The sequence below is a fragment of the Pantoea osteomyelitidis genome, assembly GCF_044342975.1.
GTDB lineage: Bacteria > Pseudomonadota > Gammaproteobacteria > Enterobacterales > Enterobacteriaceae > Pantoea > Pantoea osteomyelitidis.
This window is the reverse complement of the sequence record NZ_JBGFSN010000003.1, coordinates 117,484-142,642: the sequence shown is the minus strand read 5'-3', so window position 1 is coordinate 142,642 and position 25,159 is coordinate 117,484. Positions and strand designations below refer to the sequence as shown.

The following is a 25,159-nucleotide window of genomic DNA, read 5'->3' as shown; positions in this document are numbered from 1 at the left end:
AAGAAGCGTTTTTTTTCGCCTGCCGTTGGCTACATCAGGTCAGGTCAGCACATCCGCCAGATTGATAATGCGATCGGCTGAAGCGAGAGTGGAAGGACGATGCGCGATAAAAATTCGCGTAATTTTTTGCGTGGCGATCGCCTGATTGATGTGGGCCTCGTTCTCCAGATCGAGGTGGCTGGTCGCCTCATCCATAAACAAAATCATCGGCTGACGGTAAAGCGCGCGCGCGATAAGCAGACGCTGTTTCTGCCCGCCGGAAAGGCTACTGCCAAGCTCGGAAATCAGCGTTTCATACCCCATCGGCATCGCCATAATATCGTTATGAATGTTCGCCATTTCAGCACACTGCTGCATCAGTTCAGTATCGTGCGGTGCGGTAAAGGCGCAGATATTATCCGCAATCGATCCGGAGAATAATTTGTCATCCTGAAGCACGCAGGCGATGCAGCGGCGATAGTTATTCAATCCCACGGCGTGAATATCCATACCGTTAAACAGCACCTTGCCGACATCAGGCTTCACCTGCCCGGTCATGATTTTCATCAGCGTGGTTTTTCCCAGTCCCGAAGGCCCGGCGATGGCCACGCTTTCACCCGGCGCGAAGGCTAAGGAGAGACGAGAAAAGATCGCTCTGGAGATGCCATCGTACTGATAGCTGATATCCTGAAGTTCCAGCGAGGCCGCCTCGTTGGGCCGGAAGATATCAATGGTTTTTCCGCTCTGCTCCGGTGTCGTCAAAACAATATCGGCAATACGTTCGTTGTGCAGCCCCAGCATACGCAGCTGCAAGAGCATATTGACCAAATTGGCGGCGCGTTCGCCAAATTGCCCGCGGTAGGCATTAAAAGCCACAAACATCCCGATGGTTAAATGGCCATCAATCACCATCATCGCGCCGAGCCATAAAATAATCACCTGGTCGAAAGCGGTAATGATGTTGTTAACGCCGCCAAACAGCATATCCAGCCTTGAGAGCTTAATACCGGCATTGGTGCTGTCTACGCTAAGGTTGAGCCAGTATTGCGCGCGGGTCTGCGTCAGGCCAAGGGAACGGATAGTATTGATGCCATAAAGCGTCTCCATAAAATGTGAATCCGCCTTTGCATCCCTGACGATTTTATCTTCCGTTGCGTTACGGTAGCGCCGCCAGGTGGTTAAGCGTAGCGTAACGTAAATCAACGTCATCGCTAACACTACCCAAAGTAACCAGCCGCCATAAAGATACATCATCACCATCAGACCAATGGACATAATGGCATCAATGATGCTGTGCACAATGCTGGTGGTGAAGATCTTATGCAGCGTCTCCAGAGAGTTAAAGCGAGACTGAATATCCCCCAGCTTACGCTTCTCAAAATAATGAGCAGGTAACTCCAACAGATGGCTGAACAGGCCTCCTTTCCACTGCACGTCAATCAGGGCGCCAATTAACAGCGTCGTCCAGGAACGGAAAAAAGAGATAAAGGTTCTGAAAAGAATAAAAGAAAATAGCCCCAGACAAACCAACATCAGTAGCCCGACATCTTCAGCAGGCAGCACATGATCCATCACCAGCTGCGTGCCCATCGGCAACAGTAAATTAATGCTTTCGATAACAAGCGAAAGCGAGAATATTTTTACTAAGGCGCCGCGCAAGCCGGTAATATTTTTCAGCAGGTTGGAAAAGCGAAACTTTGCTCTCTCTTCCGCAGGCGTAAAGTCGCTGCCGGGCCATACCTCCAGCGCAATGCCGGTAAAATGCTGGCGGCAGCGCGCCAGGGATATTTTTCGCTTTCCACGCGCCGGATCGTGAATCGTAATGCTGCGCCGGTTTACCGCAACCAGCACCACAAAATGGTTAAGATCCCAGTGCAGGATGCAGGGACGCCTGAGCAAGCTAAGCTCGTGGATCTCAAGCGAGAGCGCCCGGGTATGCATTCCGAGATGTTTACCCATCGTAATAAGATCTTTTAACGTCAGCCCGCGTGAAGAGACGCTGAATTTTTCCCGCAGCGAAAAAAGATCGTGGTTAGTGCCGTAAAAACTGGCAATCATTGCCAGGCAGGCAAGACCGCATTCCGACGCCTCAGTTTGCAGAATTTCAGGAACTTTTGGCCTGAATGAAAAATTTAAACGACGGTTTATCCATTGATAGAGCTGCTCATTCATTCATCTGGCCTGCAATGCTTTTTTTAATTTTATAATAGGGCTGGAACACCCATTGGTAGAGAGGACGTTTTTCCAGAAAAAGCGTCGCTTCTGCCAACAATCCTTCTGAAAGGGCAATTTTTCTGGATTCATATTCAATAACATCACTGGCAGGTGCGACAAATACCTTATAGTAATTTTCACCTTCGGAGGTTTTTAACAGACGCTCTGCGCTGCGGTAATTGATCATCTCTTGTTGAGAAGCGGGCACAGCGGATATCGAAACAATCTTTCCGGCAAACTGACCAAAACGCTCATAGGGATAAGCGCTATAGCGCAGATTAACTTTATCATTAAGATGGATATAAGGGAGACTTGAGCCAGGCACCCAAAATACCACTAACGCCTTTTTTTCAGCTTCAGGAATGATTTGCGCCATCGCATCATGCGCAGCCAGCATCTGCCCCACAGAAACGCTCAGCGTTTCGACATAGCCATCAACAGGAGCGGTGACTGCTAAAAAGCCGTTGGTTTCAACTTCATTCAGGCTGCGCAGAATATTGCCTCTGCTATTCTCATGCTCAGCGATTTTATTTTCAAATTCGATCGCTTTTGAATCCAACTCATTTTCCAGTGTCTTAATGGTTAAAATTTCCTGCTCTTTCTGATTCAGAAGAGAATCGTATAAATTTTGCTGCTGGTAATATAAATTAGCCTGATAGTTAAGTTGATCCTGGGTTATCCAGCCTTTTTTGCGATAAACGGTATAACTCTCTACGCTCTTTTTTGCTGCAACAGCCCCTTTGCTGGCGATATTCAGCGAGTCATTTGTCTGTCTGAGCTTCAGCCTTTTCTGCTCAAGTTGGGAGCGTATATGCTCAAGTTCCTGATACTTGTTTTTTTCCGTTTTGCTAATAATTTTATCGAGATTTTTGCGCTGTTCTTCCAGCAAGGCGCGTGACTGCGCGCTCACTACGCCGTTAGTTGTCACCTTATTGATATCTATCAGATAAAGCACCTGACCTTTTTTGACTTTATCCCCTGGCTGAACATAGCGCTCGGCAATATATCCCGCCTGAGGGCTTAACAGGTTAATGTAGCGAGGATGGAAGGTGGCCTCACCGGTTACATGCGTTCGGCGATCCAGTTGCGCATAGCTGAAGGCAATAATGAGCAGCGCTAAAAATAGCATAGAGAAAAACAAGGTTATCCATGCCGGGATTTTAGCGATGAGCAGAGCCTGGCCTGTCCATCTTCCCTGATGAAAGGTAACGGCTTCAGCGCGAAAAAGCTTCCTGCTTTTATCGGGCATAATTTCCTTTTCCCTGAGACTTCTGGTAAAAAGCCAACTTAAAAATAACCTATCGAGGGATTTCAGTTCCTGATGGAAGGCGTGACCGATATAAATTAAATTTAATTAGCGAAACAAAAAACGACACCAGAAACTGATGTCGTTTAGCATCAATCATAATTGATTATGAAAGATAATTATTTACGGAACCATTTGCTGATAGATTCTGTTATTGATCCAATAATGCCACCAATGCCAGCACCGATAGTCATTAAAGCATCAGAAGCTGAAGGTGCGCCATCTTCTTTTTTCATCCAGCTTTTCAGACCATCAATACCTGCTTTGATAGTATCCATTGCATCAGCAAAAGAAACGCCACCAGCAACTTCCATTGTTTCTACTTCATGTAATTCACGCATCATTTTCTCCTTTTATGATACTGGTTAAAACCGAGGAAAAAATATCACTGAACTATCACATCGTCAATAAAACAATCATACCATCCGGTTATTTAAATATAATTATCCATCTATTAACATTATTATAAAGTTAAATATTAAACAGGTAATTAATACACAATAAATATAAAAAAACCTCCCGTGACGTTGAGTCAGGGAGGTTTCGATTTGGCTAAAGCGAGGAGAATCGCCGGCGACTTATTTCACCACGCGCAATGAAGGGCGGCCGCCGCGCGGTGGTGGCTCATCATCCGGAGAGTGATCTTCATCGCTGGCATCATCCGGGCGATCGCCATCAATGACCGACATCACTGTCTCTTCCTGACCTGCTGATTCTTCCAGCGCGGCCCGTTCATATGCCGGTTCCGGTTCAAACATCGTCCCGGCGCCGTTTTCGCGTGCATAAATGGCCAGTACTGCCGCCATCGGCACCGAAACCTGACGCGGCACGCCGCCAAAACGGGCATTAAAATGCACCTGGTCGTTGCCCAGTTCCAGATTACCCACGGCACGCGGCGCGATATTCAGCACGATCTGGCCGTCGCGCGCATACTCCAGCGGCACCTGCACGCCGGGCAGATTGATGTCGACCACCAAATGCGGCGTCAGCTGATTGTCGAGCAGCCAGTCGTAAAACGCGCGCAGCAGATAAGGACGACGTGCGGTTAGTTGAGACATTTCCATACATTAGCCCCGGGATTGCAGGCGCATTTCACGTTCTGCTTCGGTTAATGAAGCGAGGAAAGAGTCACGTTCAAACACGCGGTTCATGTAGCCTTTCAGCTCTTTCGAGCCGGCGCCGGTCAGTTCAATGCCCAGCGACGGCAGACGCCACAGCAGCGGTGCCAGGTAGCAATCCACCAGGCTGAACTCTTCGCTCATAAAAAATGGCGTCCGGGCAAACAGCGGGGCAATGGCCAGCAGCTCTTCGCGCAGCTGCTTGCGCGCCGTTTCCGCTTCCTGCCCGCTGCTGTTTTCCGCGGTGCGCATCAGACTATACCAGTCCTGCTCAATGCGATGCATCATCAGACGGCTTTCACCACGGGCGACCGGATAGACCGGCATCAGCGGCGGATGCGGAAAGCGCTCGTCGAGATATTCCATGATGATGCGGGATTCGTACAGCGTCAGTTCACGATCTACCAGTGTCGGCACGGTGCGATACGGGTTGAGGTCAATCAGATCCTGCGGCAGGTTATCCGTTTCAACCTGCTCAATCTCTACGCTGACACCCTTCTCGGCCAGTACGATACGAACCTGATGGCTGAAAATGTCAGTCGGACCAGAAAACAGCGTCATTACCGAACGTTTGTTGGCAGCGACAGCCATGAAAACCTCCAAGTTTGTTCAAAAATATACTGCGAATAGCCAACCACACGGCGACTCACCTGCTAACGGACTCGCTCGTAGCCAGCGTTTCCGGCATTCTCTGCCATCCCGACAGGATTCGTGCTGGCAACGCCCCGGCTTACGGGCGCAAAGTGTCAGTCAGTTTACCAGATTTTAGGCAGCTTGTGGGGCGGGTAATGAAGATTTGCGGGCAAAAGCAGGCGGAGCTCGCGTTTTTTCCCTGTTTTGCAGGCGAAATGCCAAAAGCAAAAAACCCGCCGAAGCGGGTTTTTTGTGCCAACTGTCTCTGCCGAAGCAGCAACAATTAACGTTTGGAGAACTGCGGACGACGGCGTGCTTTACGCAGACCGACTTTCTTACGTTCAACTTCACGCGCATCACGGGTAACGAAGCCCGCTTTACGCAGTTCTGAACGCAGAGACTCGTCGTACTCCATCAGAGCGCGGGTGATACCGTGACGGATCGCGCCGGCCTGACCAGAGATACCACCACCTTTAACAGTGATGTACAGGTCCAGTTTACCTGTCATTTCTACCAGTTCCAGCGGCTGACGCACGACCATACGTGCAGTCTCACGACCGAAATACTGCTCCAGAGAGCGCTGGTTAATAACGATGTTACCGCTACCCGGCTTGATAAAGACGCGAGCGGAGGAGCTTTTGCGGCGACCAGTGCCGTAGTTTTGAGTTTCAGCCATTGCCTTTAATCCCGATTAAATGTCAAGAACTTGCGGTTGCTGTGCCGCATGGTTGTGCTCGTTGCCTGCGTAAACTTTCAGTTTACGGTACATAGCACGGCCCAGCGGGCCCTTCGGCAGCATGCCTTTAACCGCGATCTCAATCACACGCTCAGGACGGCGAGCAATCATCTCTTCAAAGGTCGCCTGTTTGATACCACCGATGTGACCAGTGTGATGATAGTAAATCTTGTCAGAGCGCTTGTTGCCGGTAACAGCAACTTTCTCAGCGTTCAGAACGATGATGTAATCACCGGTATCAACGTGCGGAGTATATTCCGCTTTATGCTTACCACGCAGACGGCGCGCCAGTTCAGTCGCCAGGCGACCCAAAGTTTTGCCAGTTGCGTCAACAACATACCAGTCACGTTGGACGGTTTCTGGTTTCGCTGTAAAAGTTTTCATTGAAAAGCTTACCCAAATTAAGTTACACGTTGGTGAAATCCCAAACGCTTAAGTAAACGGTTGAGGCTCACACGACCATTTTGACCAGCAAGCCTACCCACCTCGGATAGGTTACCGGAACACAAAGGTTTCTGGGAACGAAGAGCCTTTGCTGTAACGTGGGGTCGAAGGATTATAGAGAAGTCGCCTGCAAAGATCGAACGTTTTTTGCGACATAAGCCACCTTTTCCCCGGCTGCGTCAGGCCAGATGCGGCAGGCGCAAATACTCCTCGCTTTGCATCTCCTGCAGGCGCGACAAACAGCGCTGATATTCGAACTTCAGACGCGTGCCCTGATAAATTTCGAACAGCGAGGTTTCTGCCGACACCACCAGCTTAACGTGACGCTCGTAAAACTCATCCACCAGCGCCAGAAAACGTCTTGCCTCATCTTCGGTTTTATAAATCATCACCGGCACCTCATACAGCAGCACGCTGTGGAAGCGACGCGACAGCTCAATATAATCATGCTGGCTGCGCCCTTCCCCGCACAGCGTCGAGAAGCGAATCGCCAACACCCCTTCGCTAATGCCGAGCGTCGGCAGGCTGCGATGGTTAATTTCCAGTACCGTTGCCGCGCCGCGCGCCTGGCCGGAAAGCGCTTTGAACATGCGCTCCATTTCCTGGGTGGTTTCCGTATTGAGCGGATGGTTCCACAGGTGAGCGGAGGTCAGCGTGCGCAGGCGATAGTCGATGCCGGCATCAACATTCATCACCTCGCAGTGACGTTTGATCTGTTCGATCGCCGGCAGAAAACGGGCACGCTGCAAGCCGTTACGGTAAAGGTTGTCGGGCGGGATATTGGAGGTCGCCACCAGCGTGATGCCGCGATCAAACAGCGCTTCCATCAGCGTGCCCAGCAGCATGGCGTCGGTAATGTCGGAAACAAAAAACTCATCGAAGCAGAGGATATCGGTTTCCGCTTTAAAGCGGTCCGCGATAATCAACAGCGGATCGCTCTGCCCCTGCAGGCGCGTCAGCTCTTCATGCACACGCAGCATAAAGCGATGAAAATGCAGTCGCAGCTTACGCTCGCCAGAGATGGAATGGAAAAAAAGATCCATCACCCAGGTTTTGCCGCGTCCTACCCCGCCCCACATATAGAGACCACGCACCGGCGGCTGCGCAGGATTTTTCTCTTTACCCATCAGCTTCGACAGTCGGCCAAACAGCCCTTTGCTTTCCGGCGTCGCGTCAGGCTGACGCGCTGTCAGCGCCTGTTGGATACGGTCTAAGCGGGTAATGGCTTCGCGTTGCACATCGTCGGGTTGATAGTCGCCCAGCGAAAGCGCCTGCTCGTAGCGCGCCAGCAGAGATGAAGTTTGCATGGTTCTCTCGGGTCCCTGAATTTTCTGATTCGTGTGTCGGTTGACGAAAAAAAGGCCGCTCTACACTAAGCGATGCCGTTGCAGGATTCCACTTCCTTAAGATTAACGGGTATAGTGGAGTGTGTGTCCCGTCATCAAACGTCGTGCTGGCATTGACGGTTAATTACGGGGCACTGCCTGCTAAAAGTGAAGCATTGCCCTACGGAACAACGGAAATTACACGGGAGTCATTATGACCTGGGAATACGGGCTTATTGGTTTAGTGATTGGCCTCATTATCGGCGCGGTCGCCATGCGTTTCGGCAATAAAAAACTGCGCGAACAGCGCAGCATGCAGTACGAACTGGAAAAATCCAAAGCGGAACTGGCGGATTACCGTAAAGAGTTGACCAACCATTTTGCGCACAGCGCCGAGCTGCTGGATAACATGGCGCGCGACTATCGTCAGCTCTATCAGCATATGGCAAAAGGCTCCAACGACCTGCTGCCCGACCTGCCGGGCGAGAAAAATCCGTTTGCCTATCAGCTGACGGAAGCGGAAGCGGATAACGATCAGGCGCCGGTGCAGATCCCGCGTGACTATTCAGAAGGCGCCTCCGGCCTGCTGCGCGGTGAACATCCCGCACGAAACTAAACATTTTGGGCGCAGCGATTCTGCGCCCTTTTTATTTTTTCGAACCCCTGGCCTGAACAACTGTCACACACTTTTACCCCCCACATTTTGCAGCGAGAGCGTTGTAGCAATGAATAAACAATCACGACTGTTAAGCGCATTAGCCTTGAGCATTGGGATGAGTCTGGCCGTTGCGCCATCTGCAATGGCAACGCTTCCGGCGCAAATCCAGGGACAGGCGCTGCCCAGCCTGGCGCCCATGCTGGAAAAAGTCCTGCCGGCGGTGGTCAGTGTGCATGTGGAAGGCACTGAAACGGCTCAGGCCCAGGATATTCCTGAGCCGCTGAAACGCTTTTTTGGACAGCAACCTGGCGACAATCAGCCGCAGCCTTTCGAAGGTCTGGGATCGGGCGTGATTATCGATGCGGCTAAAGGCTACGTATTGACCAATAACCATGTGGTTAACGGCGCCGATAAAATCAGCGTGCAGCTGGGCGATGGCAGTGAATACGATGCGAAACTGATTGGTCATGATGAGCAGACTGACATTGCGCTGATACAGATTCAGGGGGCGAAAAACCTGACTCAGGTAAAAATCGCCGACTCCGATCAGCTGAAAGTGGGTGATTTCGCCGTGGCGATCGGCAACCCGTTTGGCCTCGGCCAGACCGCCACCTCCGGCATTATCTCCGCGCTGGGCCGCAGCGGCCTGAACCTGGAAGGACTGGAAAACTTTATTCAGACCGATGCCGCCATCAACCGCGGTAATTCCGGCGGCGCGCTGGTGAACCTGAACGGCGAGCTGATCGGCATTAACACCGCGATTCTCGCCTCCAGCGGCGGCAACATCGGCATTGGCTTCGCCATTCCGAGTAACATGGCGGTGAATCTGGCGCAGCAGCTGATTAAGTTTGGCGAAGTGAAGCGCGGCCAGCTTGGCATTAAAGGCACGGAAATGACCGCCGATATGGCGAAAGCCTTTAACGTCGACGCGCAACGCGGCGCCTTTGTTTCTGAAGTGCTGCCGCAATCCGCCGCTGAGAAAGCAGGCATCAAAGCGGGCGATATCATCACCTCGGTGAACGATAAGCCTATCAGCAGCTTTGCTGAACTGCGGGTGAAAATCGGCACCACCCCGCCGGGCGAGCAGGTCAAACTGGGCCTGCTGCGCGACGGAAAACCGGTTGACGTCAACGTGACGCTGGATCAGAGCGCCCAGAGCACCGCCAGCGCTCAGCAGCTGTCACCCGCGCTGCAGGGCGCAACCCTGAGCGATGGTCAGACGAAAACGGGCGACAAAGGCGTGAAGGTCGACGCCATCGAAAAAGGCACGCCTGCGGAGCAGGTTGGCCTGCAGAAAGATGACGTGATAGTGGGCGTCAACCGCAGCCGCGTACAGAGCATCGCCGATATGCGTAAGGCGCTGGAGGGTAAACCACCGGTGCTGGCGCTGAATGTGGTGCGTGGCGAGGAGAGCATCTATTTGCTGCTGAGATAATCCCTGCCAAAGAAGGCGGACACAACCGCGTGTTTGTCCGCCTTTCTCATGTTATTCTGCCCTGCGATCTTTCCAGCTTAAGTTAACACTATGTTTCCTAAACTTTTGCGTTCAGTGCTGATGGGGCTAATCGTTGCAGGTATTCTGCTTGCGGCGGTCCCGGCGCTCAGAATGGGCAGCAGCGCCCTGTACGAGAGTACGAATACCAGCGAAGACGAAACGCCCTTCAGCTTTAATCAAGGGGTGCGCCGCGCCGTGCCTGCCGTTGTGAATGTCTATAACCGCAGCACTCAGGGTAACAACAACCGCGGCATTACCACGCTGGGATCAGGCGTTATCATGAACGCCAAAGGTTATATCCTGACCAATAAGCACGTTATCAATAATGCCGATCAGATTATTGTGGCGTTACAGGATGGACGTTTCTTTGAAGCCACGCTGGTTGGTTCCGACGCCATGACCGATCTGGCGGTATTAAAAATTACCGCTTCCAGCCTGCCGGTGATCCCTATCAATTCCAATCGCACGCCGCATATCGGCGACGTGGTGATGGCTATCGGCAATCCTTATAACCTTGGTCAGACCGTGACGCAGGGAATTATCAGTGCCACCGGCCGTGTTGGCTTAAGCTCATCCGGTCGTCAAAACTTTTTGCAAACCGATGCCTCCATTAATCAGGGCAACTCCGGCGGCGCGCTGATCAATTCGCTGGGCGAACTGATGGGCATCAATACCCTGACCTTCGACAAAAGCAATAACGGCGAAACGCCGGAAGGTATCGGCTTTGCCATTCCGACCGCATTAGCCAGCAAAATCATGGACAAGCTGATCCGCGACGGTCGCGTGATCCGTGGCTATATCGGTATTACCGGGCGCGAGCTGCCGCCGCTGCATGGTCAGGGCAACAATATCGATCGTATTCAGGGCATTATCGTCAGTGAGGTTTCCGCCGGCGGCCCGGCAGATAAAGCGGGTATCGAGAAGAACGACGTGCTGGTCAGCGTCAACGGCAAACCGGCGATTTCGGCCCAGGAAACCATGGACCAGGTGGCGGAAATCCGTCCGGGCTCGGTGATTGACGTACAGGTGTTGCGTAACGATCGCAAGCTGACGCTGCCGGTGACGATTCAGGAGTTTCCGCAAAGCAATAACTGACAGAGGATCTGCGCGTAGCGCAGATCCCTCCCCGCCTTAGCAGCGATCCACCGGGAAGGCGATCACTTCGCTCAGCGAGCTGGCCTTCAGCGCCAGCATAATCAGGCGATCCACCCCCAGCGCCACGCCAGAGCAGGCTGGCATACCGTGTGTCAGCGCATCCAACAGGTTGGTATCAACCGGATGCTGTGGTAAGCCGCGCGCGGCGCGACGACGGTTATCCTGTTCGAAACGCTGGCGCTGTTCGCGGCTGTCGGTCAGCTCGCGAAAACCGTTCGCCAGCTCGATGCCTTTGTAATAAACCTCGAAACGCTCCGCGACGCGGTGATCTTCAGTGCTAATCTCCGCCAGCGCAGCCTGGCTGGCCGGAAAATGGTAAACAAACGCCGGTTTGTCCTGACCAATTTTCGGCTCTACACCCAGCATAAACAGCAGCTGCAGCAGCGTATCGCGATCCTCTTCCGCGTCGGCCAGCTCGCCTGCGCCCAGTTTGGCTGCCGCTTCGCGCAGCTGAGGCTTATCAGCCGAGAGCGGATCAAGCTCCAGATGACGGATAAAGGCCTGTTGATAAGAGAGCGACTCCGCGCTGTCGCACTCCAGCACCTGCTGCATCAGATCGTCCACTTCATTCATCAGCCGATACATATCGTAGTGCGGACGATACCACTCCAGCATGGTGAATTCGGGGTTATGGTGGCGGCCCGCCTCTTCATTACGGAAGCTGCGACAGAGCTGATAAATCGGCCCGCTACCCGCTGCCAGCAGGCGCTTCATATGATATTCCGGACTGGTCATCAGCCAGAGATCCAGCCCCTGCGAGGCGCCCGGCCCCACGAAGCGGGTCTGGAACGGGAACAGGTGAATATCGGTAATGGTTGCCTGGCTCATGGCAGGAGTCTCTACCTCCAGCACGCCGCGATCCGCAAAGAAACGGCGTATTTCCGCCATAATGGCCGCACGTTTCAACAAATTGGCAATGGATGCGCTCGGCTGCCAGCTTGCCGTTTCGCTCATGATGATGACTCCTCAGACACACAGGGGGAGGAAGTCTACCTGTATTACCGCGCGCAAACAACGCCGCCTTAGCACAGCGATGCGCTTTGCTGCGGGCCGCCGGGCAACGCCACAGACGGCGACTTTTTCTATACTCAAAGATTCAACCGCTAAGGAATCGTTTATGACTTTATGGAAAACGCTGACCGCCAGCCTGGGCACAATGCTCTCCGTCGCCTGCTCCACCACGCCGCCGAAAAATGTCACCGTGGTAGAGGGATTTGAAGCGGATCGCTATCTGGGACAGTGGTACGAAATTGCCCGCCTTAATCATCGTTTTGAGCGTGGGCTCGATCATGTTACCGCCACCTACAGCAAGCGTGACGATGGCGGGCTGAAAGTGGTGAATCGCGGCTATCAGCCAGGCAAAGAGCGCTGGAAAGAGAGCGTGGGCAAGGCTTACTTTACCGGCTCGCCGCAGCGTGCCGCGCTCAAGGTCTCTTTCTTTGGCCCGTTCTATGGCGGTTATAACGTCATTGCGCTCGATCCCAGCTACCGCTACGCGTTGGTATGCGGGCCAAACCGGCATTATCTGTGGATCCTGTCGCGCACGCCCCGGCTGGATGAAGATGTAAAGAGTAAGCTGACCGCACAGGCGCGCCAGGCGGGCTTCCCGGTAGAAAAACTGATCTGGGTGAAGCAGGAATAAACGGGGAAAAAGGTGCCGGTACGAAACGCGCTGTTTCGCACCGGTTTACATTACTGCGTGCTGCGCTGAATGGCCTGGCCGCCCGCCTCAACATCTTCGCCTACGCCGCGCGTGGTATTACATGCGCTCAGCAGCGAGGAGAGAACCAGTACAGAGAAGATCGCGACAATACTTTTCTTTAACATGACAATTTCCTTTTTGGTTGCAGTAAAAGTACAGCGTTTTAAGCATAGCCTGAATCCGGACCGCTGCTTAATCAACTGTTCATAAAAAGGAAATCACTGACACGGCGACAGTCGTCATGCTGGATTGACAGCTTAATCCGCCGCATGGGAAATGGCGCCGCCCAGATGCGACACATCTTCGCCAAAACCACGGAAGGTATTACAGGCGCTTAGCGCTGAAGAGACCAGCAACGCAAACGCGATGATTTTTGCCAGCTTTTTCATTCTCTGAAACTCACACATGAAAAAGGCGCATCATGGATGCGCCTGATTATGTACTTATTTTACGCGTGACACGTATTCGCCAGAACGGGTATCAACTTTGATCACTTCGCCGATCTGTACGAACAACGGTACTTTCACCACAGCGCCGGTGGTCAGGGTAGCAGGTTTACCGCCGGTACCGGCAGTGTCACCTTTCAGGCCTGGATCGGTTTCAGTGATTGCAGCTTCAATGAAGTTCGGCGGCTGAACGGCAATGGCTTTGTTGTTCCACAGCGTTACGATACATTCAGCGTTGTCCTGCAGCCATTTCTGCACGTCTTCCAGCACCTTCGCTTCAACCTGATACTGTTCAAAGCTTTCCGGATGCATGAAATAGAAGAAATCACCGTCGTTATAGGAGTACTGCAGCGTCATATCAACAACGTCTGCGCCTTCGGCGGAGTCGGTGGATTTGAACGTTTTCTCAACACGCGAACCGGTCAGCAGACGACGCATTTTCACGCGTGCGAAAGCCTGGCCTTTACCCGGTTTCACGAACTCGCTGGATTCGATGGCATAAGGTTCGCCTTCGAACATGATTTTAAGACCGGAACGGAAATCGTTGCTAGAATAAGTCGCCATGAAGGCCCTCTACAAATTGATACTGGTACTTAGCCAAAAAAATGGCACACATTGTAACCCTAAAAACCCCTTCCAGAGAAGATTGGTTGCAGCAACTCGCTGATGTTGTGACTGAACCCAATGAATTACTACGACTTTTAGCTCTCGATCAGCATGCGGAGCTGACGGCGGGTAACGATGCGCGCCGTCTTTTTGCCCTGCGCGTGCCCCGTTCCTTCATCAGACGGATGAAAAAAGGCGATGCGCGGGATCCCCTGCTGCTCCAGGTGCTGACCAGCCGTGAGGAATTTTATGATGCGCCAGGTTACAGCACTGACCCGCTCGATGAGCAGAGCAGCGTGGTGCCCGGTTTACTGCATAAGTACAGAAATCGTGCGCTGCTGCTGGTTAAAGGCGGCTGCGCGGTCAACTGCCGCTACTGCTTCCGGCGCCATTTTCCCTATCAGGATAACCAGGGCAACAAGCGTAACTGGCAAAGCGCGCTGGCCTATATTGCCAATCACCCGGAGCTTGACGAGATCATCTTCTCCGGCGGCGATCCGCTGATGGCGAAGGATCATGAGCTGGACTGGCTGATCGGCGAGCTGGAAGCGATTCCTCATTTGAAACGTCTGCGTATTCACAGCCGCCTGCCGGTGGTGATCCCGGCACGCATCACAGAAGAGCTGTGCCAGCGTCTGGCGCAGTCGCGCTTACAGGTGCTGATGGTGACGCACATCAATCACGCGCAGGAGATTGATGACGAGCTGCGCCAGGGAATGCAGATGTTGAAACGGGCGGGCGTTACTCTGCTTAACCAGAGCGTACTGCTGCGCGGCGTGAATGATGACGCGCGGCAACTGGCCGCGCTCAGCAACGCGCTGTTTGATGCCGGCATTTTGCCCTACTATCTGCACGTACTGGATAAAGTACAGGGCGCAGCGCACTTCTTCGTGTCAGATAATGAGGCGCGGGCGCTGATACGTGAGCTTTTAACGCTGGTTTCCGGCTATATGGTGCCGAAGCTGGCGCGTGAAATTGGCGGCGAGCCGAGTAAAACGCCGCTTGATTTACAGCTGCGTCAGGAATAAGCGTGATATTTAAATCAGGCTAAAAGTAAGTTAATCAATATTAATACCGAATTCATTACGATGAATTCGGTTTATCTATCATAAAGATAAAAATCATATTTCGCGTATCTTTAATTCCTGTTTGATTATCTTAATAAAATAAACAGAGCAGGCTGAATGGCAGGCTCCGTTTACTTCCTGACGGGCATTGACATTAGCAGTCAGATTATTAAGCTACGCACAAATTAATTTAACTATCTTTAAACTTCGCCTGCCTTTTTGCCACAGATAATTATTTCTGTTGCTTTTACTCGTCCCGGATTATTGCAGCAGCCCGGCGAGCCAAAAATAGGAGAATCTGTTCATGAACACAACAGAAAATGATAACGCCATCATTATTAATGAGAATAACAGTAATTCTCTCTCGCTGGAATATATTCAGCAAACGTTGCGCGATATTCGCTTAAAAACGACCCAAATTAATAATTTCTCGCCGCCATGTTTGCAAAGGCGAGTCGTCTTGAAAGCGGTAAGGATCCCCTGACAAACCTGCTTAATCGTCGTTTTTACCTGGCGTGATGAAGCACGAAGTAAAAATGGCGATTCAGATGCAGAAGCCGCTGGTCGTGGCGATGGTGGACGTGGATAATTTTAAAAAGATCAACGATACCTATGCACATGAAGTGGGTGACAGAGCGCTGCGCCATATTGCGTCGCTGCTGAGCGAAAATATGCGCTCCGGTGATTACCTTTTCCGTTACGGCGGCGAGGAGTTCCTGATTATTCTGGTTGAAGCCAATAAAAGTAACGCGGAAAAATTCCTTGAACGCATACGTTTGAAGGTTGATCAAACAGCCTGCCCACTGCGGGAAGGACCATTGCAAATGAGCATCTCGATTGGCTTTACGCTACATGGCGGCCATCCTGACTATGAAAAACTGTTGCAGCAGGCAGATCAGGGGGTTTATGAAGCCAAACGCAACGGCAGGAGCCAGATGGTGTTTTTGGCACGGAAAATTAGCAGCTGAACGACTTGTCGGGCGAGCGTGAAAGAGCAGGTTTACCAGAGCCGGATTTCTCCGGCTCGCGTTGTCACGGCGTTAAGGACACTTATAAACCTGGCCGCTCATTTTACTGTCGAGCGGGGCAAAAGCAGAAAGCAAATTTTGCGTCGGGCTGGTGGCGCCGTAGATTACGTTGCCGCCCATCGCCGCTGCGCGATTACGCAGATCGTTCGCCGCACCGCGCAGCGCGCTGGTGTCAGCGCCCGCGCCGCTCAGCCAGTTGCTTTGCGAGCCGGTGACATTTCCCAGAAGCTGGCAATCACTGCCCGGCTGCTGATCAACGAAGGTGACGCGCTCACCGCCTGCATTCAGTTGATTTGAGCTGCTACAGCCGGTCAGCAATAACGCGCCGACAGCGAGTCCGAGCAAGAGGTTAATCCGCATTGTAATCCCCATTTATTATCATCAGAGTCGGGTAGCAGCGTAGCAGAAAAGCGCACATTTTTTCTGAACATTCATCGCCCTAACCCAGGAAGCCGAAGTATTGCGCCTTTACTTATACTATTTTCCCTGACAAAAGAAAAACCCCCGACCGTTTCCGATCGGGGGTTTTCTGACTCAGGGGTCGGGGGCAATTACATCATGCCGCCCATACCGCCCATGCCACCCATACCGCCAGCGCCGGCGCCTAAATCAGGCGCGTCGCCTTTCGGCAGGTCAGTCACCATACATTCGGTGGTGATCATCAGGCCAGCAACAGAGGCAGCGTACTGCAGAGCAGAACGGGTTACTTTGGTCGGATCCAGAATACCGAACGCGATCATGTCGCCGTATTCTTCGGTCTGCGCGTTGTAACCGTAGTTACCTTCGCCCGCTTTCACGGTGTTAGCCACAACAGACGGCTCTTCACCGGCGTTGGACACGATCTGACGCAGCGGCGCTTCCATTGCGCGCAGCGCAACTTTGATACCGACGTTCTGATCTTCGTTCTGGCCACGCAGTTCCTGCAACTGAGAAGCAACACGCACCAGCGCAACGCCGCCGCCTGCCACCACGCCTTCTTCCACCGCAGCACGGGTCGCGTGCAGGGCGTCTTCAACGCGGGCTTTCTTCTCTTTCATTTCAACTTCAGTCGCCGCGCCCACTTTCAGTACGGCAACGCCGCCTGCCAGTTTCGCTACACGCTCCTGCAGTTTTTCTTTATCGTAGTCAGAGGTCGCTTCTTCGATCTGCTGACGAATCTGCGTTACGCGGCCCTGAATGGTAGACTCTTCGCCCACGCCATCGATAATGGTGGTGGTGTCTTTGTTGATCACCACGCGTTTCGCCTGGCCCAGATCTTCCAGCGCCGCTTTCTCCAGCTCCATACCGATCTCTTCAGAGATCACGGTACCGCCGGTCAGGATAGCGATATCCTGCAGCATGGCTTTACGACGATCGCCGAAGCCCGGCGCTTTCACCGCAGCCACTTTCACGATGCCGCGCATGGTGTTTACCACCAGGGTCGCCAGCGCTTCGCCTTCCACATCTTCAGCGATGATCAGCAGCGGTTTGCCTGCTTTCGCCACGGCTTCCAGTACCGGCAGCATTTCGCGGATGTTGGAGATTTTCTTGTCAGCCAGCAGGATGAACGGGCTTTCCAGTTCGATCGCACCGGTTTCCGGTTTGTTGATGAAGTACGGAGAGAGGTAGCCACGGTCGAACTGCATACCTTCAACCACGTCCAGCTCGTCCTGCAGACCGGTGCCTTCTTCAACGGTGATCACGCCTTCTTTACCCACTTTTTCCATCGCCTGGGCGATCAGGGTGCCGACGCTTTCATCGGAGTTGGCGGAAATGGTACCCACCTGGGCAATGGCTTTGGAGTCAGAGCACGGAACGGAGAGCGCTTTCAGCTGCTCAACGGCGGCGATAACGGCTTTGTCGATGCCGCGCTTCAGATCCATCGGGTTCATGCCAGCCGCAACGGCTTTCAGACCTTCGTTAACGATAGACTGTGCCAGTACGGTTGCAGTAGTGGTGCCGTCGCCCGCCGCGTCGTTCGCTTTGGAGGCCACTTCTTTCACCATCTGCGCGCCCATGTTTTCGAACTTGTCTTCCAGTTCGATTTCACGCGCTACAGATACGCCGTCTTTAGTGATGGTCGGCGCACCAAAAGATTTGTCCAGCACCACGTTACGGCCTTTCGGGCCCAGGGTAACTTTTACTGCATCTGCCAGTACGTTCACGCCACGCAGCATTTTTACGCGTGCGTCATTACCGAATTTTACGTCTTTAGCTGCCATTTCAAATATCCCTTAAATTCGTTTCGTTCAGTGAATACGCGTAAAATTACGCCTCAACAATCGCCAGAATGTCGCTTTCAGAGATGATCAGCACCTCTTCGTTGTCGATCTTCTCGGTTTTCGCGCCGTAACCTTCGTTGAAAATGACCACGTCACCCACTTTCACGTCCAGCGGCTTCACTTCGCCACTTTCCAGGATGCGGCCATTGCCTACAGCCAGCACTTCACCACGGGTTGATTTACCCGCTGCAGAGCCGGTCAGAACGATGCCGCCAGCAGACTTAGCTTCTACTTCTTTACGCTTGACGATAACGCGATCATGCAATGGACGGATTTTCATTTGATAACTCTCCTTTGAGAAGTCCAATCATTCACTTTGGGTTGAACGCCGGGCTGCAGGGCTTCCGGCCTCGTGGCTCAAGAGATAAGGCCAGGTTTCCGGCTTTCAAGGGCAAAAAAATAAAAAATTTTTGTTTCGCTGACGATTGGCGATTTTCTCACCGGCTGCTGGCAAAAAAGGCGGCCTGTAAGCCGCCTCGATATTTAGCGATCCTGCTTGTCATGTTCGATGCGATCGCGCTCTTTACGTTCGAATTCGCCGTCAACGGTGTAACCGCTGTCCGGCCCGGCACCGGGCCCGCGCCAGACGCGCAGATGCGGCATCAGCTTCAGCGTCAGGTGCTTCTGCACCGGCGGCAGCAGCAGCAGCAAGCCGATGAAATCGGTAAAGAATCCCGGCAGCAGCAGCAGAAAACCGGCAAGGATCAGCGAAACGCTTTTGATCATCTCCGCCGCCGGGCTTTCGTTACGCACCAGCTTCTCCTGCATGATCATAAAGTTTTTCACGCCCTGATTTCTCACCAGCGAGATGCCGATGCAGGAGGTGAAGATCACCAGCAGCATGGTGAGCAACACGCCCAGTACATGAGCCACCTGGATAAAGATCGTTATCTCAAGCCAGGCCAGCAAAAAGAAAATCACTAACGGTAACCAGCGCACCGTACTCTCCTGTGTTGTGGCTGCCTCGCTGTGTGCCAGGCAGCATAAATGGTTCATCTCAGGGATGATAAGAAAAGAGATGGGCATACGGAGGGCGCTTTTCAACCGATCCTGCCAACTTTTTGCCCGAGGGTTAATTTTGCGAGCAACATCACATATCGTTAATGGCGCTGCGTCTGGAAATCGCCGTAAAGTGATCTGCGCACAGGCTTTTCTGATACAACAGAATATCATCGTGCTCGCCAGGCTGAAGTTGGATAAAATGTCGGCTCTGGCACTCCACGACAATATATTTACATCACCTGTAAGGGATGCCCAACAGATTTCATTGTGCAGCAAGCCGTTGCAGCATGAAAGATGTGACGCATCAATAATAAGAAGGTAATCATGGCGAACAACATTCGTATCGAAGAAGATCTGTTAGGTATGCGCGAAGTTCCGGCAGACGCTTATTACGGTGTTCATACTCTGCGTGCGATTGAAAATTTCTATATCAGCAGCAGCAAAATCAGCGACATCCCGGAGTTTGTCCGTGGCATGGTGATGGTGAAAAAAGCGGCGGCGCTGGCCAATAAAGAGCTGCAAACCATCCCACGCAACCTCGCCAACGTGATTGTCCAGGCCTGCGATGAAGTGCTGAACAACGGTAAATGCATGGATCAGTTCCCGGTTGACGTCTATCAGGGCGGCGCTGGTACTTCCGTTAACATGAACACCAATGAAGTGCTGGCGAATATCGGCCTTGAGCTAATGGGCCATCAGAAAGGGGAATACCAGTTTCTCAACCCCAACGACCATGTGAATAAATGCCAGTCCACTAACGACGCCTACCCCACCGGCTTCCGCATTGCGGTTTACTCCTCCATCCTGAAGCTGGTCGACGCTATCAGCCAACTGGGTGACGGCTTCCAGCGCAAAGCGGTGGAGTTCGAAACCATTCTCAAAATGGGGCGTACCCAGTTACAGGACGCCGTGCCGATGACCCTCGGCCAGGAGTTTCACGCCTTCAATGTGCTGCTGAACGAAGAGACCAAAAGCGTGTTGCGTACCGCTGAACTGCTGCTGGAGGTTAACCTCGGCGCAACGGCGATCGGCACGCGGCTAAATACGCCGGACGGCTATCAACAGCTGGCGGTACAACGCCTGGCGGAAGTGAGCAATCTGCCAGTGGTGCCGGCGGAGGATCTGATTGAAGCGACCTCCGACTGCGGCGCCTACGTGATGGTGCATTCGGCGCTGAAGCGTCTGGCGGTAAAGCTGTCGAAAATCTGTAACGACCTGCGTCTGCTCTCTTCCGGCCCGCGCGCCGGGCTGAACGAAATCAACCTGCCGGAATTGCAGGCAGGCTCCTCGATTATGCCGGCGAAAGTGAATCCGGTGGTGCCGGAGGTGGTTAACCAGGTCTGTTTCAAGGTGATCGGCAACGACACCACGGTCACCATGGCGGCCGAAGCGGGCCAGCTGCAGCTGAACGTGATGGAGCCGGTGATTGGCCAGGCGCTGTTTGAGTCGATCAGCATTCTGACCAACGCCTGCTACAACCTGCTGGAGAAATGCGTCAACGGCATTACCGCCAACAGAGCGGTGTGTGAAGCTTACGTTTTCAACTCAATCGGCATCGTGACCTATCTCAATCCCTACATTGGTCACCACAACGGCGACATTGTCGGCAAGATTTGCGCGGAAACCGGCAAAAGCGTGCGCGAAGTGGTACTGGAGCGCGGCCTGCTGACCGAAAGCGAGCTGGACGATATTTTCTCGGTGCAAAACCTGATGTTCCCGGCTTATAAAGCCAAACGGTACACCGACGAAAGCGAACAGTAATCGCTGCTGCGTTGACGCATTAAGGCACGCCTGTTCTTAAAACGGCGTGCCTTTTTTATCATCACACCATTTACATCCTGTCAACGCTGCGGCTGACGGAGCGTGTTATTATCGGCGCACCTTTACGACGTACCGGAACTATGGGTACTGCCGGTTCAACATGGAGACGGTGAATATTTGTCATGGCCGCATGCCTCTCTCGCCTGATTGTTATTTTCTTTGCGCTGTTTGTCAGCCTGCAGGCGCAGGCAGGGATTTTTTCTCCCAATAACAACAGCCGTTTTGTGTCGGTTGGCCAGGCGTTTGCCTTTGATTTCAGCCAACAGGGCAATCAACTGACGCTCAGCTGGCAAATAAAGCCGGGTTACTATCTTTACCGTCAGCAGATGCAGATCGTGCCGCAGCATGCGCAAATTGCGCCGCTCACGCTGCCAACCGGCGTGCCGCACGAAGATGAGTTTTACGGTAAAAGTGAAATCTATCCGCAGAATTTGACCCTACCCATCGTGCTGCGTCAGGCGGATGCAAACGCTACGCTGAAGGTGATTTATCAGGGCTGTGCCGCTGCGGGCTTCTGCTATCCGCCGGAAACCCACACCATTCCGCTCAGCGCCGTGGCCGCCAACAACGCGCCGCCAGCGCCGGTGAGCGCACCGCCTCAGATAAGCGCGCAGCCCGCGCCCGTCAGCCCGCTGCCCTTTTCTCCGCTCTGGGCCTTGCTGATCGGTATCGGCGTCGCCTTTACCCCCTGCGTGCTGCCAATGTATCCGCTGATCTCCGGCATTATCCTTGGCGGTAAACGAGACTATTCTCTGGCGCGCCTGTTTGCGCTGGCGTTGGTTTACGTGCAGGGCATGGCGCTGACCTATACTCTGCTGGGCGTAGTGGTCGCCGCCGCTGGACTGCGTTTTCAGGCGGCGCTGCAACATCCTTATGTGCTGATCGGCCTGTCGCTGCTGTTTATCTTGCTGGCGATGTCGATGTTTGGTCTCTTTACGCTGCAACTGCCCTCCAGCCTGCAAACGCGCCTGACGCTCTGGAGCAATCGTCAGCAAGGCGGTTCGTTCGCGGGCGTATTTTTGATGGGCGCGCTGGCCGGTTTGATCTGTTCCCCCTGCACCACCGCCCCGCTCAGCGCCATTCTGCTTTATATCGCCCAAAGCGGTAATCTGCTGGCAGGCGCCGGTACGCTTTACCTTTATGCGCTGGGCATGGGCCTGCCGCTGATTGCCGTTACTCTGTTTGGTCATCGCCTGCTGCCCAAAAGCGGTCCCTGGATGCAGATCGTGAAGGAGGGCTTCGGCTTCGTGATTCTGGCGCTGCCGGTATTTTTGCTGGAGCGCGTACTGGGCGAGCTGTGGGGATTACGCCTCTGGAGCCTGCTCGGCGTGGCGTTTTTCGGCTGGGCGTTCAGCGTCAGCCTGCGCGCCGCGGCGGGAAAATTACGGCTGTTGCAGATCCTGATGCTGGGCGCGGCGCTGGTCAGCGTGCGTCCTTTGCAGGACTGGGCCTTTGGCGCAACCAACGCGCAGCAGACGGCGGCGCACCTGCCTTTCCGTGCTATCGCTTCGTCCGCGCAGCTGGACGCCGCGCTGCAACAGGCGCAGGGCAAGATGACGATGGTGGATCTCTATGCCGACTGGTGCGTCGCCTGCAAAGAGTTTGAGAAATATACCTTCAGCGATCCTGGCGTCAGTCAGGCATTGAGCAAGCTGCAATTACTGCAGGCCAACGTCACGGCCAACAGCGTCCAGGATGACGCGCTGCTGCAACATTTGCAGGTGCTCGGCCTGCCGACCATTCTGTTTTTTGATGCGCAAGGTAAAGAGATTCCCGATTCACGCGTCACCGGCTTTCTTGACGCGGCGGCATTTCGCAATCATTTGCAGAAACTCGGCCAGTAAACGACACTGGATGCAGAATCAGGCCCGATCGTGATTTATCGATCGGGTCCGCATACAGAGGAGAGTCACTTGCAACGTGAACAAATACTCGAGCATGCGTTGAATGTGCTTGAACAGAATGGCCTTGCCACCACTTCCCTTCCTCAGCTCGCTGGCGATAGCGGCCTGACGACAGAACAGCTACAGCGTTACTGGCCCGATCGTGAAGCTCTGCTGTACGATGCGCTTCGTTATCATGCCCAACAGATTGATGTCTGGCGTCGTCAGATTTTGCTCGACGATGCGCTGAATAGCGCACAAAAGCTGCTGGCGCGCTATCAGGTGCTGAGCGAACAGGTCAGTAAAGGCCGTTTCCCCGGCTGTTTGTTTATTGCCGCCTGTAGCTTCTATCCGCAGCCGGATCAGCCGGTGCATCAGCTGGCGGAACAGCAGAAAAAAGCCTCCTGGCAGTTCAGCCATGAAATCCTGGTGGCGCTGGAACTGGATAACCCCACGCTGGTGGCCGATCAGCTTGAACTGATTCTGGAAGGCTGCCTGAGCAAGCTACTGGTAAAACGCAACGTGCAGGATGTTGCCACCGCCCGACGACTGGCTGAAGATGTGCTGAACATCGCCCTGTGCCGCAAGAATGGCGCGCTGACCTGACGTTTTTTACTGCCTTTGCCTGAAATTCAGGCAATCAGTCACGTTTCGCATGGTTTTTTTGCAAAAGCCGTTGACGACTGAAAACCTTTACGGTTTAATGCGCCCCGTTGCCCGAATAGCTCAGTCGGTAGAGCAGGGGATTGAAAATCCCCGTGTCCTTGGTTCGATTCCGAGTTCGGGCACCATATTAAAGAACCCAGCCTATGGCTGGGTTTTTGCTTTCTGGCGTCGGATGTTTCATTGATCGCCAGGCGGATCGCGATCCGTTCCGACCTGAAAGCCATATTCATATCTTTGATACTGCTGGCTGTTAACGTCCAGATTGCCGCCCGTTGAGTTGCATAGCTAACCGGTGCAAACCTCAGACATAGATTGACCTGCGGTACAGGTTCCTCGACACACGCAATGACGCAGCGTTTAATCATATATTTACTAAAATCTGTTCATCCATTCAGAGCATTTTCCTGTGAATATTGATCTTCTCCTGATGATTGACCAAAAAATTCGGTAATTATCAGTACCATGTCCTGTTGTAATCTGTTTACTGCTTCAGAGAATCAGTTTATTAGGCTGAATCAGATTTGCCTGGTAATAAAAAGCCGCCTTATATCATCAAGGCTTTTCCTGGGCTAAAAATCAGCTAATAAAAGCGTGCCTTTGCATTCTCCTCTCCTTCTCACTCCTACAGCCATCATGGTTAAACCCTTCCCAACCGGCCTGCTAAACTCGATTGCGTGCAGCCGAAGCTGGCGCAATCCTACTCAAACTAAAAAGGCGAACCTTCATCATGTCGGAAAAACAGTATCAGCCAGCGAAAGTCTGGACCTGGGATCAAAACGGCGCAGGTTCCTGGTCTAAAACCAATCGTCCGATTGCGGGACCGACCCATGAGAAAACGCTGCCCATTGGTCAGCACCCGCTACAGCTTTACTCCATGGGCACGCCGAACGGCCAGAAAATCACGATTCTGCTGGAAGAACTGCTGGCGCTGGGCGTGAAGGAAGCGGAATATGACGCGCACCTGATCCGCATCAGCGCGGGCGATCAGTTTTCCAGCGGATTTGTCGACGTTAACCCGAACTCCAAGATTCCCGCCCTGCTCGACTGCTCCGTTAATCCGCCGATCCGTGTGTTTGAGTCCGGCGCCATCCTGCTTTATCTGGCGGATAAATTTGGTTTTTTCCTGCCGCAGGATATCGCCGCGCGCACCGAAGCGCTGAACTGGCTCTTTTGGCTGCAGGGTTCCGCGCCTTATCTTGGCGGCGGCTTCGGCCACTTCTACCACTACGCGCCAGAAAAGATTGAATACGCGATTGACCGCTTCACCATGGAAGCCAAGCGTCAGCTGGACGTCCTGGATCGCCAGCTGGCGGACCATGACTATATTGCTGGCGAGGAGTACACCATTGCTGATATGGCGATCTGGCCGTGGTATGGCAATCTGGTGCGTAATAATCAGTATGAGGCGGCCGAGTTCCTTGACGTGCAGTCATACAAGAATGTGCAGCGCTGGGCTGAAGTGATTGAAAACCGTCCGGCGGTAAAACGTGGTCGCATCGTCAACCGTACCTGGGGCGAACCCGCAGAGCAGCTGCATGAGCGCCACGACGCGTCTGATTTTGATCTGAACACCGAAGACAAACGTCAGGCATAACGTCCTGACTTTACAAGGAG

28 protein-coding genes and 1 tRNA gene are annotated in these 25,159 nt (G+C 53.2%); 13 read left to right on the top strand and 16 right to left on the bottom strand.

Annotated elements, in window-relative coordinates:
* Positions 1 to 39: 39 nt before the first annotated feature.
* The 8 genes from ABU178_RS02930 to zapE form a co-directional block, all read right to left on the bottom strand.
* Positions 40 to 2,151, bottom strand: coding sequence for a peptidase domain-containing ABC transporter (locus tag ABU178_RS02930; RefSeq protein ID WP_397211828.1), 2,112 nt, complete (start codon positions 2,149 to 2,151; stop codon positions 40 to 42).
* Complete coding sequence (locus ABU178_RS02925) at positions 2,144 to 3,442, bottom strand: HlyD family secretion protein (protein ID WP_397211826.1); 1,299 nt, start codon at positions 3,440 to 3,442, stop codon at positions 2,144 to 2,146. The genes ABU178_RS02930 and ABU178_RS02925 overlap by 8 nt, the downstream gene beginning before the upstream one ends.
* Before the next feature lie 176 nt (positions 3,443 to 3,618).
* Positions 3,619 to 3,840 (bottom strand): hypothetical protein, encoded by a 222-nt coding sequence (locus ABU178_RS02920; protein WP_397211824.1) that lies wholly within the window; start codon positions 3,838 to 3,840, stop codon positions 3,619 to 3,621.
* A 237-nt stretch (positions 3,841 to 4,077) separates the two neighbouring features.
* Complete coding sequence (gene sspB, locus ABU178_RS02915; protein ID WP_397211822.1) at positions 4,078 to 4,563, bottom strand: ClpXP protease specificity-enhancing factor; 486 nt, start codon at positions 4,561 to 4,563, stop codon at positions 4,078 to 4,080.
* Between the two features lie 3 nt (positions 4,564 to 4,566).
* On the bottom strand, positions 4,567 to 5,208 hold the full coding sequence (gene sspA / locus ABU178_RS02910) for a stringent starvation protein SspA (RefSeq protein WP_397211820.1): 642 nt from the start codon (positions 5,206 to 5,208) through the stop codon (positions 4,567 to 4,569).
* 325 nt (positions 5,209 to 5,533) lie between these two features.
* The gene (rpsI, locus tag ABU178_RS02905) at positions 5,534 to 5,926 is read right to left on the bottom strand and encodes a 30S ribosomal protein S9 (RefSeq protein WP_312241208.1); all 393 of its coding nucleotides are present in this window, start codon (positions 5,924 to 5,926) and stop codon (positions 5,534 to 5,536) included.
* 15 nt (positions 5,927 to 5,941) lie between these two features.
* The gene (rplM, locus tag ABU178_RS02900; RefSeq protein WP_006121722.1) at positions 5,942 to 6,370 is read right to left on the bottom strand and encodes a 50S ribosomal protein L13; all 429 of its coding nucleotides are present in this window, start codon (positions 6,368 to 6,370) and stop codon (positions 5,942 to 5,944) included.
* Between the two features lie 239 nt (positions 6,371 to 6,609).
* The gene (zapE, locus tag ABU178_RS02895) at positions 6,610 to 7,737 is read right to left on the bottom strand and encodes a cell division protein ZapE (protein ID WP_397211816.1); all 1,128 of its coding nucleotides are present in this window, start codon (positions 7,735 to 7,737) and stop codon (positions 6,610 to 6,612) included.
* Between the two features lie 232 nt (positions 7,738 to 7,969).
* On the opposite strand from zapE, the gene zapG reads away from it, so the two are divergent.
* From zapG to degS, 3 genes are all read left to right on the top strand, one after another.
* On the top strand, positions 7,970 to 8,371 hold the full coding sequence (gene zapG, locus ABU178_RS02890; protein WP_397211814.1) for a Z-ring associated protein ZapG: 402 nt from the start codon (positions 7,970 to 7,972) through the stop codon (positions 8,369 to 8,371).
* Positions 8,372 to 8,480: 109 nt separating this feature from the next.
* Positions 8,481 to 9,848 carry a serine endoprotease DegQ gene (degQ, locus tag ABU178_RS02885; RefSeq protein ID WP_397211812.1) on the top strand — a complete coding sequence of 456 codons (1,368 nt, stop codon included), beginning with the start codon at positions 8,481 to 8,483 and terminating at the stop codon, positions 9,846 to 9,848.
* A gap of 90 nt (positions 9,849 to 9,938) precedes the next feature.
* On the top strand, positions 9,939 to 11,003 hold the full coding sequence (gene degS / locus ABU178_RS02880) for an outer membrane-stress sensor serine endopeptidase DegS (protein WP_397211811.1): 1,065 nt from the start codon (positions 9,939 to 9,941) through the stop codon (positions 11,001 to 11,003).
* A gap of 36 nt (positions 11,004 to 11,039) precedes the next feature.
* Here the strand turns inward: degS and epmA are convergent, their stop codons facing one another.
* Positions 11,040 to 12,017, bottom strand: coding sequence for an elongation factor P--(R)-beta-lysine ligase (gene epmA / locus ABU178_RS02875; RefSeq protein WP_397211809.1), 978 nt, complete (start codon positions 12,015 to 12,017; stop codon positions 11,040 to 11,042).
* Positions 12,018 to 12,180: 163 nt separating this feature from the next.
* Between epmA and blc the strand changes: the two genes are divergently transcribed.
* On the top strand, positions 12,181 to 12,705 hold the full coding sequence (gene blc / locus ABU178_RS02870) for an outer membrane lipoprotein Blc (protein ID WP_397211807.1): 525 nt from the start codon (positions 12,181 to 12,183) through the stop codon (positions 12,703 to 12,705).
* A 50-nt stretch (positions 12,706 to 12,755) separates the two neighbouring features.
* Here blc and ABU178_RS02865 read toward each other — a convergent pair whose 3' ends face one another.
* From ABU178_RS02865 to efp, 3 genes are all read right to left on the bottom strand, one after another.
* Positions 12,756 to 12,890 (bottom strand): entericidin A/B family lipoprotein, encoded by a 135-nt coding sequence (locus ABU178_RS02865; protein ID WP_193405233.1) that lies wholly within the window; start codon positions 12,888 to 12,890, stop codon positions 12,756 to 12,758.
* A gap of 132 nt (positions 12,891 to 13,022) precedes the next feature.
* A complete protein-coding gene (locus tag ABU178_RS02860; protein ID WP_397211804.1) occupies positions 13,023 to 13,154 on the bottom strand; it encodes an entericidin A/B family lipoprotein in 132 nt (43 codons plus the stop codon).
* A 54-nt stretch (positions 13,155 to 13,208) separates the two neighbouring features.
* A complete protein-coding gene (gene efp, locus ABU178_RS02855) occupies positions 13,209 to 13,775 on the bottom strand; it encodes an elongation factor P (protein WP_397211802.1) in 567 nt (188 codons plus the stop codon).
* A gap of 41 nt (positions 13,776 to 13,816) precedes the next feature.
* On the opposite strand from efp, the gene epmB reads away from it, so the two are divergent.
* The 3 genes from epmB to ABU178_RS02840 all read left to right on the top strand — a co-directional run bounded on the left by epmB (position 13,817) and on the right by ABU178_RS02840 (position 15,852).
* A complete protein-coding gene (gene epmB / locus ABU178_RS02850; protein ID WP_397211800.1) occupies positions 13,817 to 14,845 on the top strand; it encodes an EF-P beta-lysylation protein EpmB in 1,029 nt (342 codons plus the stop codon).
* A gap of 343 nt (positions 14,846 to 15,188) precedes the next feature.
* Positions 15,189 to 15,368 carry a hypothetical protein gene (locus ABU178_RS02845; RefSeq protein WP_397211798.1) on the top strand — a complete coding sequence of 60 codons (180 nt, stop codon included), beginning with the start codon at positions 15,189 to 15,191 and terminating at the stop codon, positions 15,366 to 15,368.
* Between the two features lie 34 nt (positions 15,369 to 15,402).
* A complete protein-coding gene (locus ABU178_RS02840; protein WP_397211796.1) occupies positions 15,403 to 15,852 on the top strand; it encodes a GGDEF domain-containing protein in 450 nt (149 codons plus the stop codon).
* A gap of 72 nt (positions 15,853 to 15,924) precedes the next feature.
* Here ABU178_RS02840 and ABU178_RS02835 read toward each other — a convergent pair whose 3' ends face one another.
* The 4 genes from ABU178_RS02835 to ABU178_RS02820 form a co-directional block, all read right to left on the bottom strand.
* On the bottom strand, positions 15,925 to 16,272 hold the full coding sequence (locus tag ABU178_RS02835; protein WP_397211794.1) for a DUF4156 domain-containing protein: 348 nt from the start codon (positions 16,270 to 16,272) through the stop codon (positions 15,925 to 15,927).
* A gap of 191 nt (positions 16,273 to 16,463) precedes the next feature.
* Positions 16,464 to 18,113, bottom strand: coding sequence for a chaperonin GroEL (gene groL / locus ABU178_RS02830; RefSeq protein ID WP_397211792.1), 1,650 nt, complete (start codon positions 18,111 to 18,113; stop codon positions 16,464 to 16,466).
* Between the two features lie 46 nt (positions 18,114 to 18,159).
* On the bottom strand, positions 18,160 to 18,453 hold the full coding sequence (locus tag ABU178_RS02825) for a co-chaperone GroES (protein WP_312241227.1): 294 nt from the start codon (positions 18,451 to 18,453) through the stop codon (positions 18,160 to 18,162).
* A gap of 203 nt (positions 18,454 to 18,656) precedes the next feature.
* The gene (locus ABU178_RS02820) at positions 18,657 to 19,112 is read right to left on the bottom strand and encodes an FxsA family protein (RefSeq protein WP_397211789.1); all 456 of its coding nucleotides are present in this window, start codon (positions 19,110 to 19,112) and stop codon (positions 18,657 to 18,659) included.
* A gap of 387 nt (positions 19,113 to 19,499) precedes the next feature.
* Here ABU178_RS02820 and aspA point away from each other — a divergent pair, with 387 nt between their 5' ends.
* The 6 genes from aspA to yghU all read left to right on the top strand — a co-directional run bounded on the left by aspA (position 19,500) and on the right by yghU (position 25,139).
* Positions 19,500 to 20,936 (top strand): aspartate ammonia-lyase, encoded by a 1,437-nt coding sequence (gene aspA / locus ABU178_RS02815; protein WP_397211787.1) that lies wholly within the window; start codon positions 19,500 to 19,502, stop codon positions 20,934 to 20,936.
* A 102-nt stretch (positions 20,937 to 21,038) separates the two neighbouring features.
* Entirely contained in the window at positions 21,039 to 21,143 is a 105-nt protein-coding gene (gene cutA, locus ABU178_RS02810; RefSeq protein WP_397211785.1) for a divalent cation tolerance protein CutA, read from the top strand.
* On the top strand, positions 21,119 to 22,840 hold the full coding sequence (locus ABU178_RS02805) for a protein-disulfide reductase DsbD (RefSeq protein ID WP_397211783.1): 1,722 nt from the start codon (positions 21,119 to 21,121) through the stop codon (positions 22,838 to 22,840). Before cutA ends, ABU178_RS02805 begins: the two co-directional genes overlap by 25 nt.
* A 69-nt stretch (positions 22,841 to 22,909) precedes the next feature.
* Positions 22,910 to 23,485, top strand: coding sequence for a division control transcriptional repressor DicD (dicD, locus tag ABU178_RS02800; RefSeq protein WP_397211781.1), 576 nt, complete (start codon positions 22,910 to 22,912; stop codon positions 23,483 to 23,485).
* 109 nt (positions 23,486 to 23,594) lie between these two features.
* Positions 23,595 to 23,670: transfer RNA gene (locus ABU178_RS02795), tRNA-Phe, on the top strand.
* A 602-nt stretch (positions 23,671 to 24,272) separates the two neighbouring features.
* The gene (gene yghU / locus ABU178_RS02790; RefSeq protein WP_397211779.1) at positions 24,273 to 25,139 is read left to right on the top strand and encodes a glutathione-dependent disulfide-bond oxidoreductase; all 867 of its coding nucleotides are present in this window, start codon (positions 24,273 to 24,275) and stop codon (positions 25,137 to 25,139) included.
* Positions 25,140 to 25,159: the final 20 nt, after the last annotated feature.

Excerpts from the sequence above, each read along its gene's own strand:
- ABU178_RS02930 (WP_397211828.1), bottom strand. The coding sequence starts at position 2,151 with ATGAATGAGCAGCTCTATCAATGGATAAACCGTCGTTTAAATTTTTCA.
- ABU178_RS02925 (WP_397211826.1), bottom strand. The coding sequence starts at position 3,442 with ATGCCCGATAAAAGCAGGAAGCTTTTTCGCGCTGAAGCCGTTACCTTT.
- ABU178_RS02920 (WP_397211824.1), bottom strand. The coding sequence starts at position 3,840 with ATGCGTGAATTACATGAAGTAGAAACAATGGAAGTTGCTGGTGGCGTT.
- sspB (WP_397211822.1), bottom strand. The coding sequence starts at position 4,563 with ATGGAAATGTCTCAACTAACCGCACGTCGTCCTTATCTGCTGCGCGCG.
- sspA (WP_397211820.1), bottom strand. The coding sequence starts at position 5,208 with ATGGCTGTCGCTGCCAACAAACGTTCGGTAATGACGCTGTTTTCTGGT.
- rpsI (WP_312241208.1), bottom strand. The coding sequence starts at position 5,926 with ATGGCTGAAACTCAAAACTACGGCACTGGTCGCCGCAAAAGCTCCTCC.
- rplM (WP_006121722.1), bottom strand. The coding sequence starts at position 6,370 with ATGAAAACTTTTACAGCGAAACCAGAAACCGTCCAACGTGACTGGTAT.
- zapE (WP_397211816.1), bottom strand. The coding sequence starts at position 7,737 with ATGCAAACTTCATCTCTGCTGGCGCGCTACGAGCAGGCGCTTTCGCTG.
- zapG (WP_397211814.1), top strand. The coding sequence starts at position 7,970 with ATGACCTGGGAATACGGGCTTATTGGTTTAGTGATTGGCCTCATTATC.
- degQ (WP_397211812.1), top strand. The coding sequence starts at position 8,481 with ATGAATAAACAATCACGACTGTTAAGCGCATTAGCCTTGAGCATTGGG.
- degS (WP_397211811.1), top strand. The coding sequence starts at position 9,939 with ATGTTTCCTAAACTTTTGCGTTCAGTGCTGATGGGGCTAATCGTTGCA.
- epmA (WP_397211809.1), bottom strand. The coding sequence starts at position 12,017 with ATGAGCGAAACGGCAAGCTGGCAGCCGAGCGCATCCATTGCCAATTTG.
- blc (WP_397211807.1), top strand. The coding sequence starts at position 12,181 with ATGACTTTATGGAAAACGCTGACCGCCAGCCTGGGCACAATGCTCTCC.
- ABU178_RS02865 (WP_193405233.1), bottom strand. The coding sequence starts at position 12,890 with ATGTTAAAGAAAAGTATTGTCGCGATCTTCTCTGTACTGGTTCTCTCC.
- ABU178_RS02860 (WP_397211804.1), bottom strand. The coding sequence starts at position 13,154 with ATGAAAAAGCTGGCAAAAATCATCGCGTTTGCGTTGCTGGTCTCTTCA.
- efp (WP_397211802.1), bottom strand. The coding sequence starts at position 13,775 with ATGGCGACTTATTCTAGCAACGATTTCCGTTCCGGTCTTAAAATCATG.
- epmB (WP_397211800.1), top strand. The coding sequence starts at position 13,817 with ATGGCACACATTGTAACCCTAAAAACCCCTTCCAGAGAAGATTGGTTG.
- ABU178_RS02845 (WP_397211798.1), top strand. The coding sequence starts at position 15,189 with ATGAACACAACAGAAAATGATAACGCCATCATTATTAATGAGAATAAC.
- ABU178_RS02840 (WP_397211796.1), top strand. The coding sequence starts at position 15,403 with ATGAAGCACGAAGTAAAAATGGCGATTCAGATGCAGAAGCCGCTGGTC.
- ABU178_RS02835 (WP_397211794.1), bottom strand. The coding sequence starts at position 16,272 with ATGCGGATTAACCTCTTGCTCGGACTCGCTGTCGGCGCGTTATTGCTG.
- groL (WP_397211792.1), bottom strand. The coding sequence starts at position 18,113 with ATGGCAGCTAAAGACGTAAAATTCGGTAATGACGCACGCGTAAAAATG.
- ABU178_RS02825 (WP_312241227.1), bottom strand. The coding sequence starts at position 18,453 with ATGAAAATCCGTCCATTGCATGATCGCGTTATCGTCAAGCGTAAAGAA.
- aspA (WP_397211787.1), top strand. The coding sequence starts at position 19,500 with ATGGCGAACAACATTCGTATCGAAGAAGATCTGTTAGGTATGCGCGAA.
- ABU178_RS02805 (WP_397211783.1), top strand. The coding sequence starts at position 21,119 with ATGGCCGCATGCCTCTCTCGCCTGATTGTTATTTTCTTTGCGCTGTTT.
- yghU (WP_397211779.1), top strand. The coding sequence starts at position 24,273 with ATGTCGGAAAAACAGTATCAGCCAGCGAAAGTCTGGACCTGGGATCAA.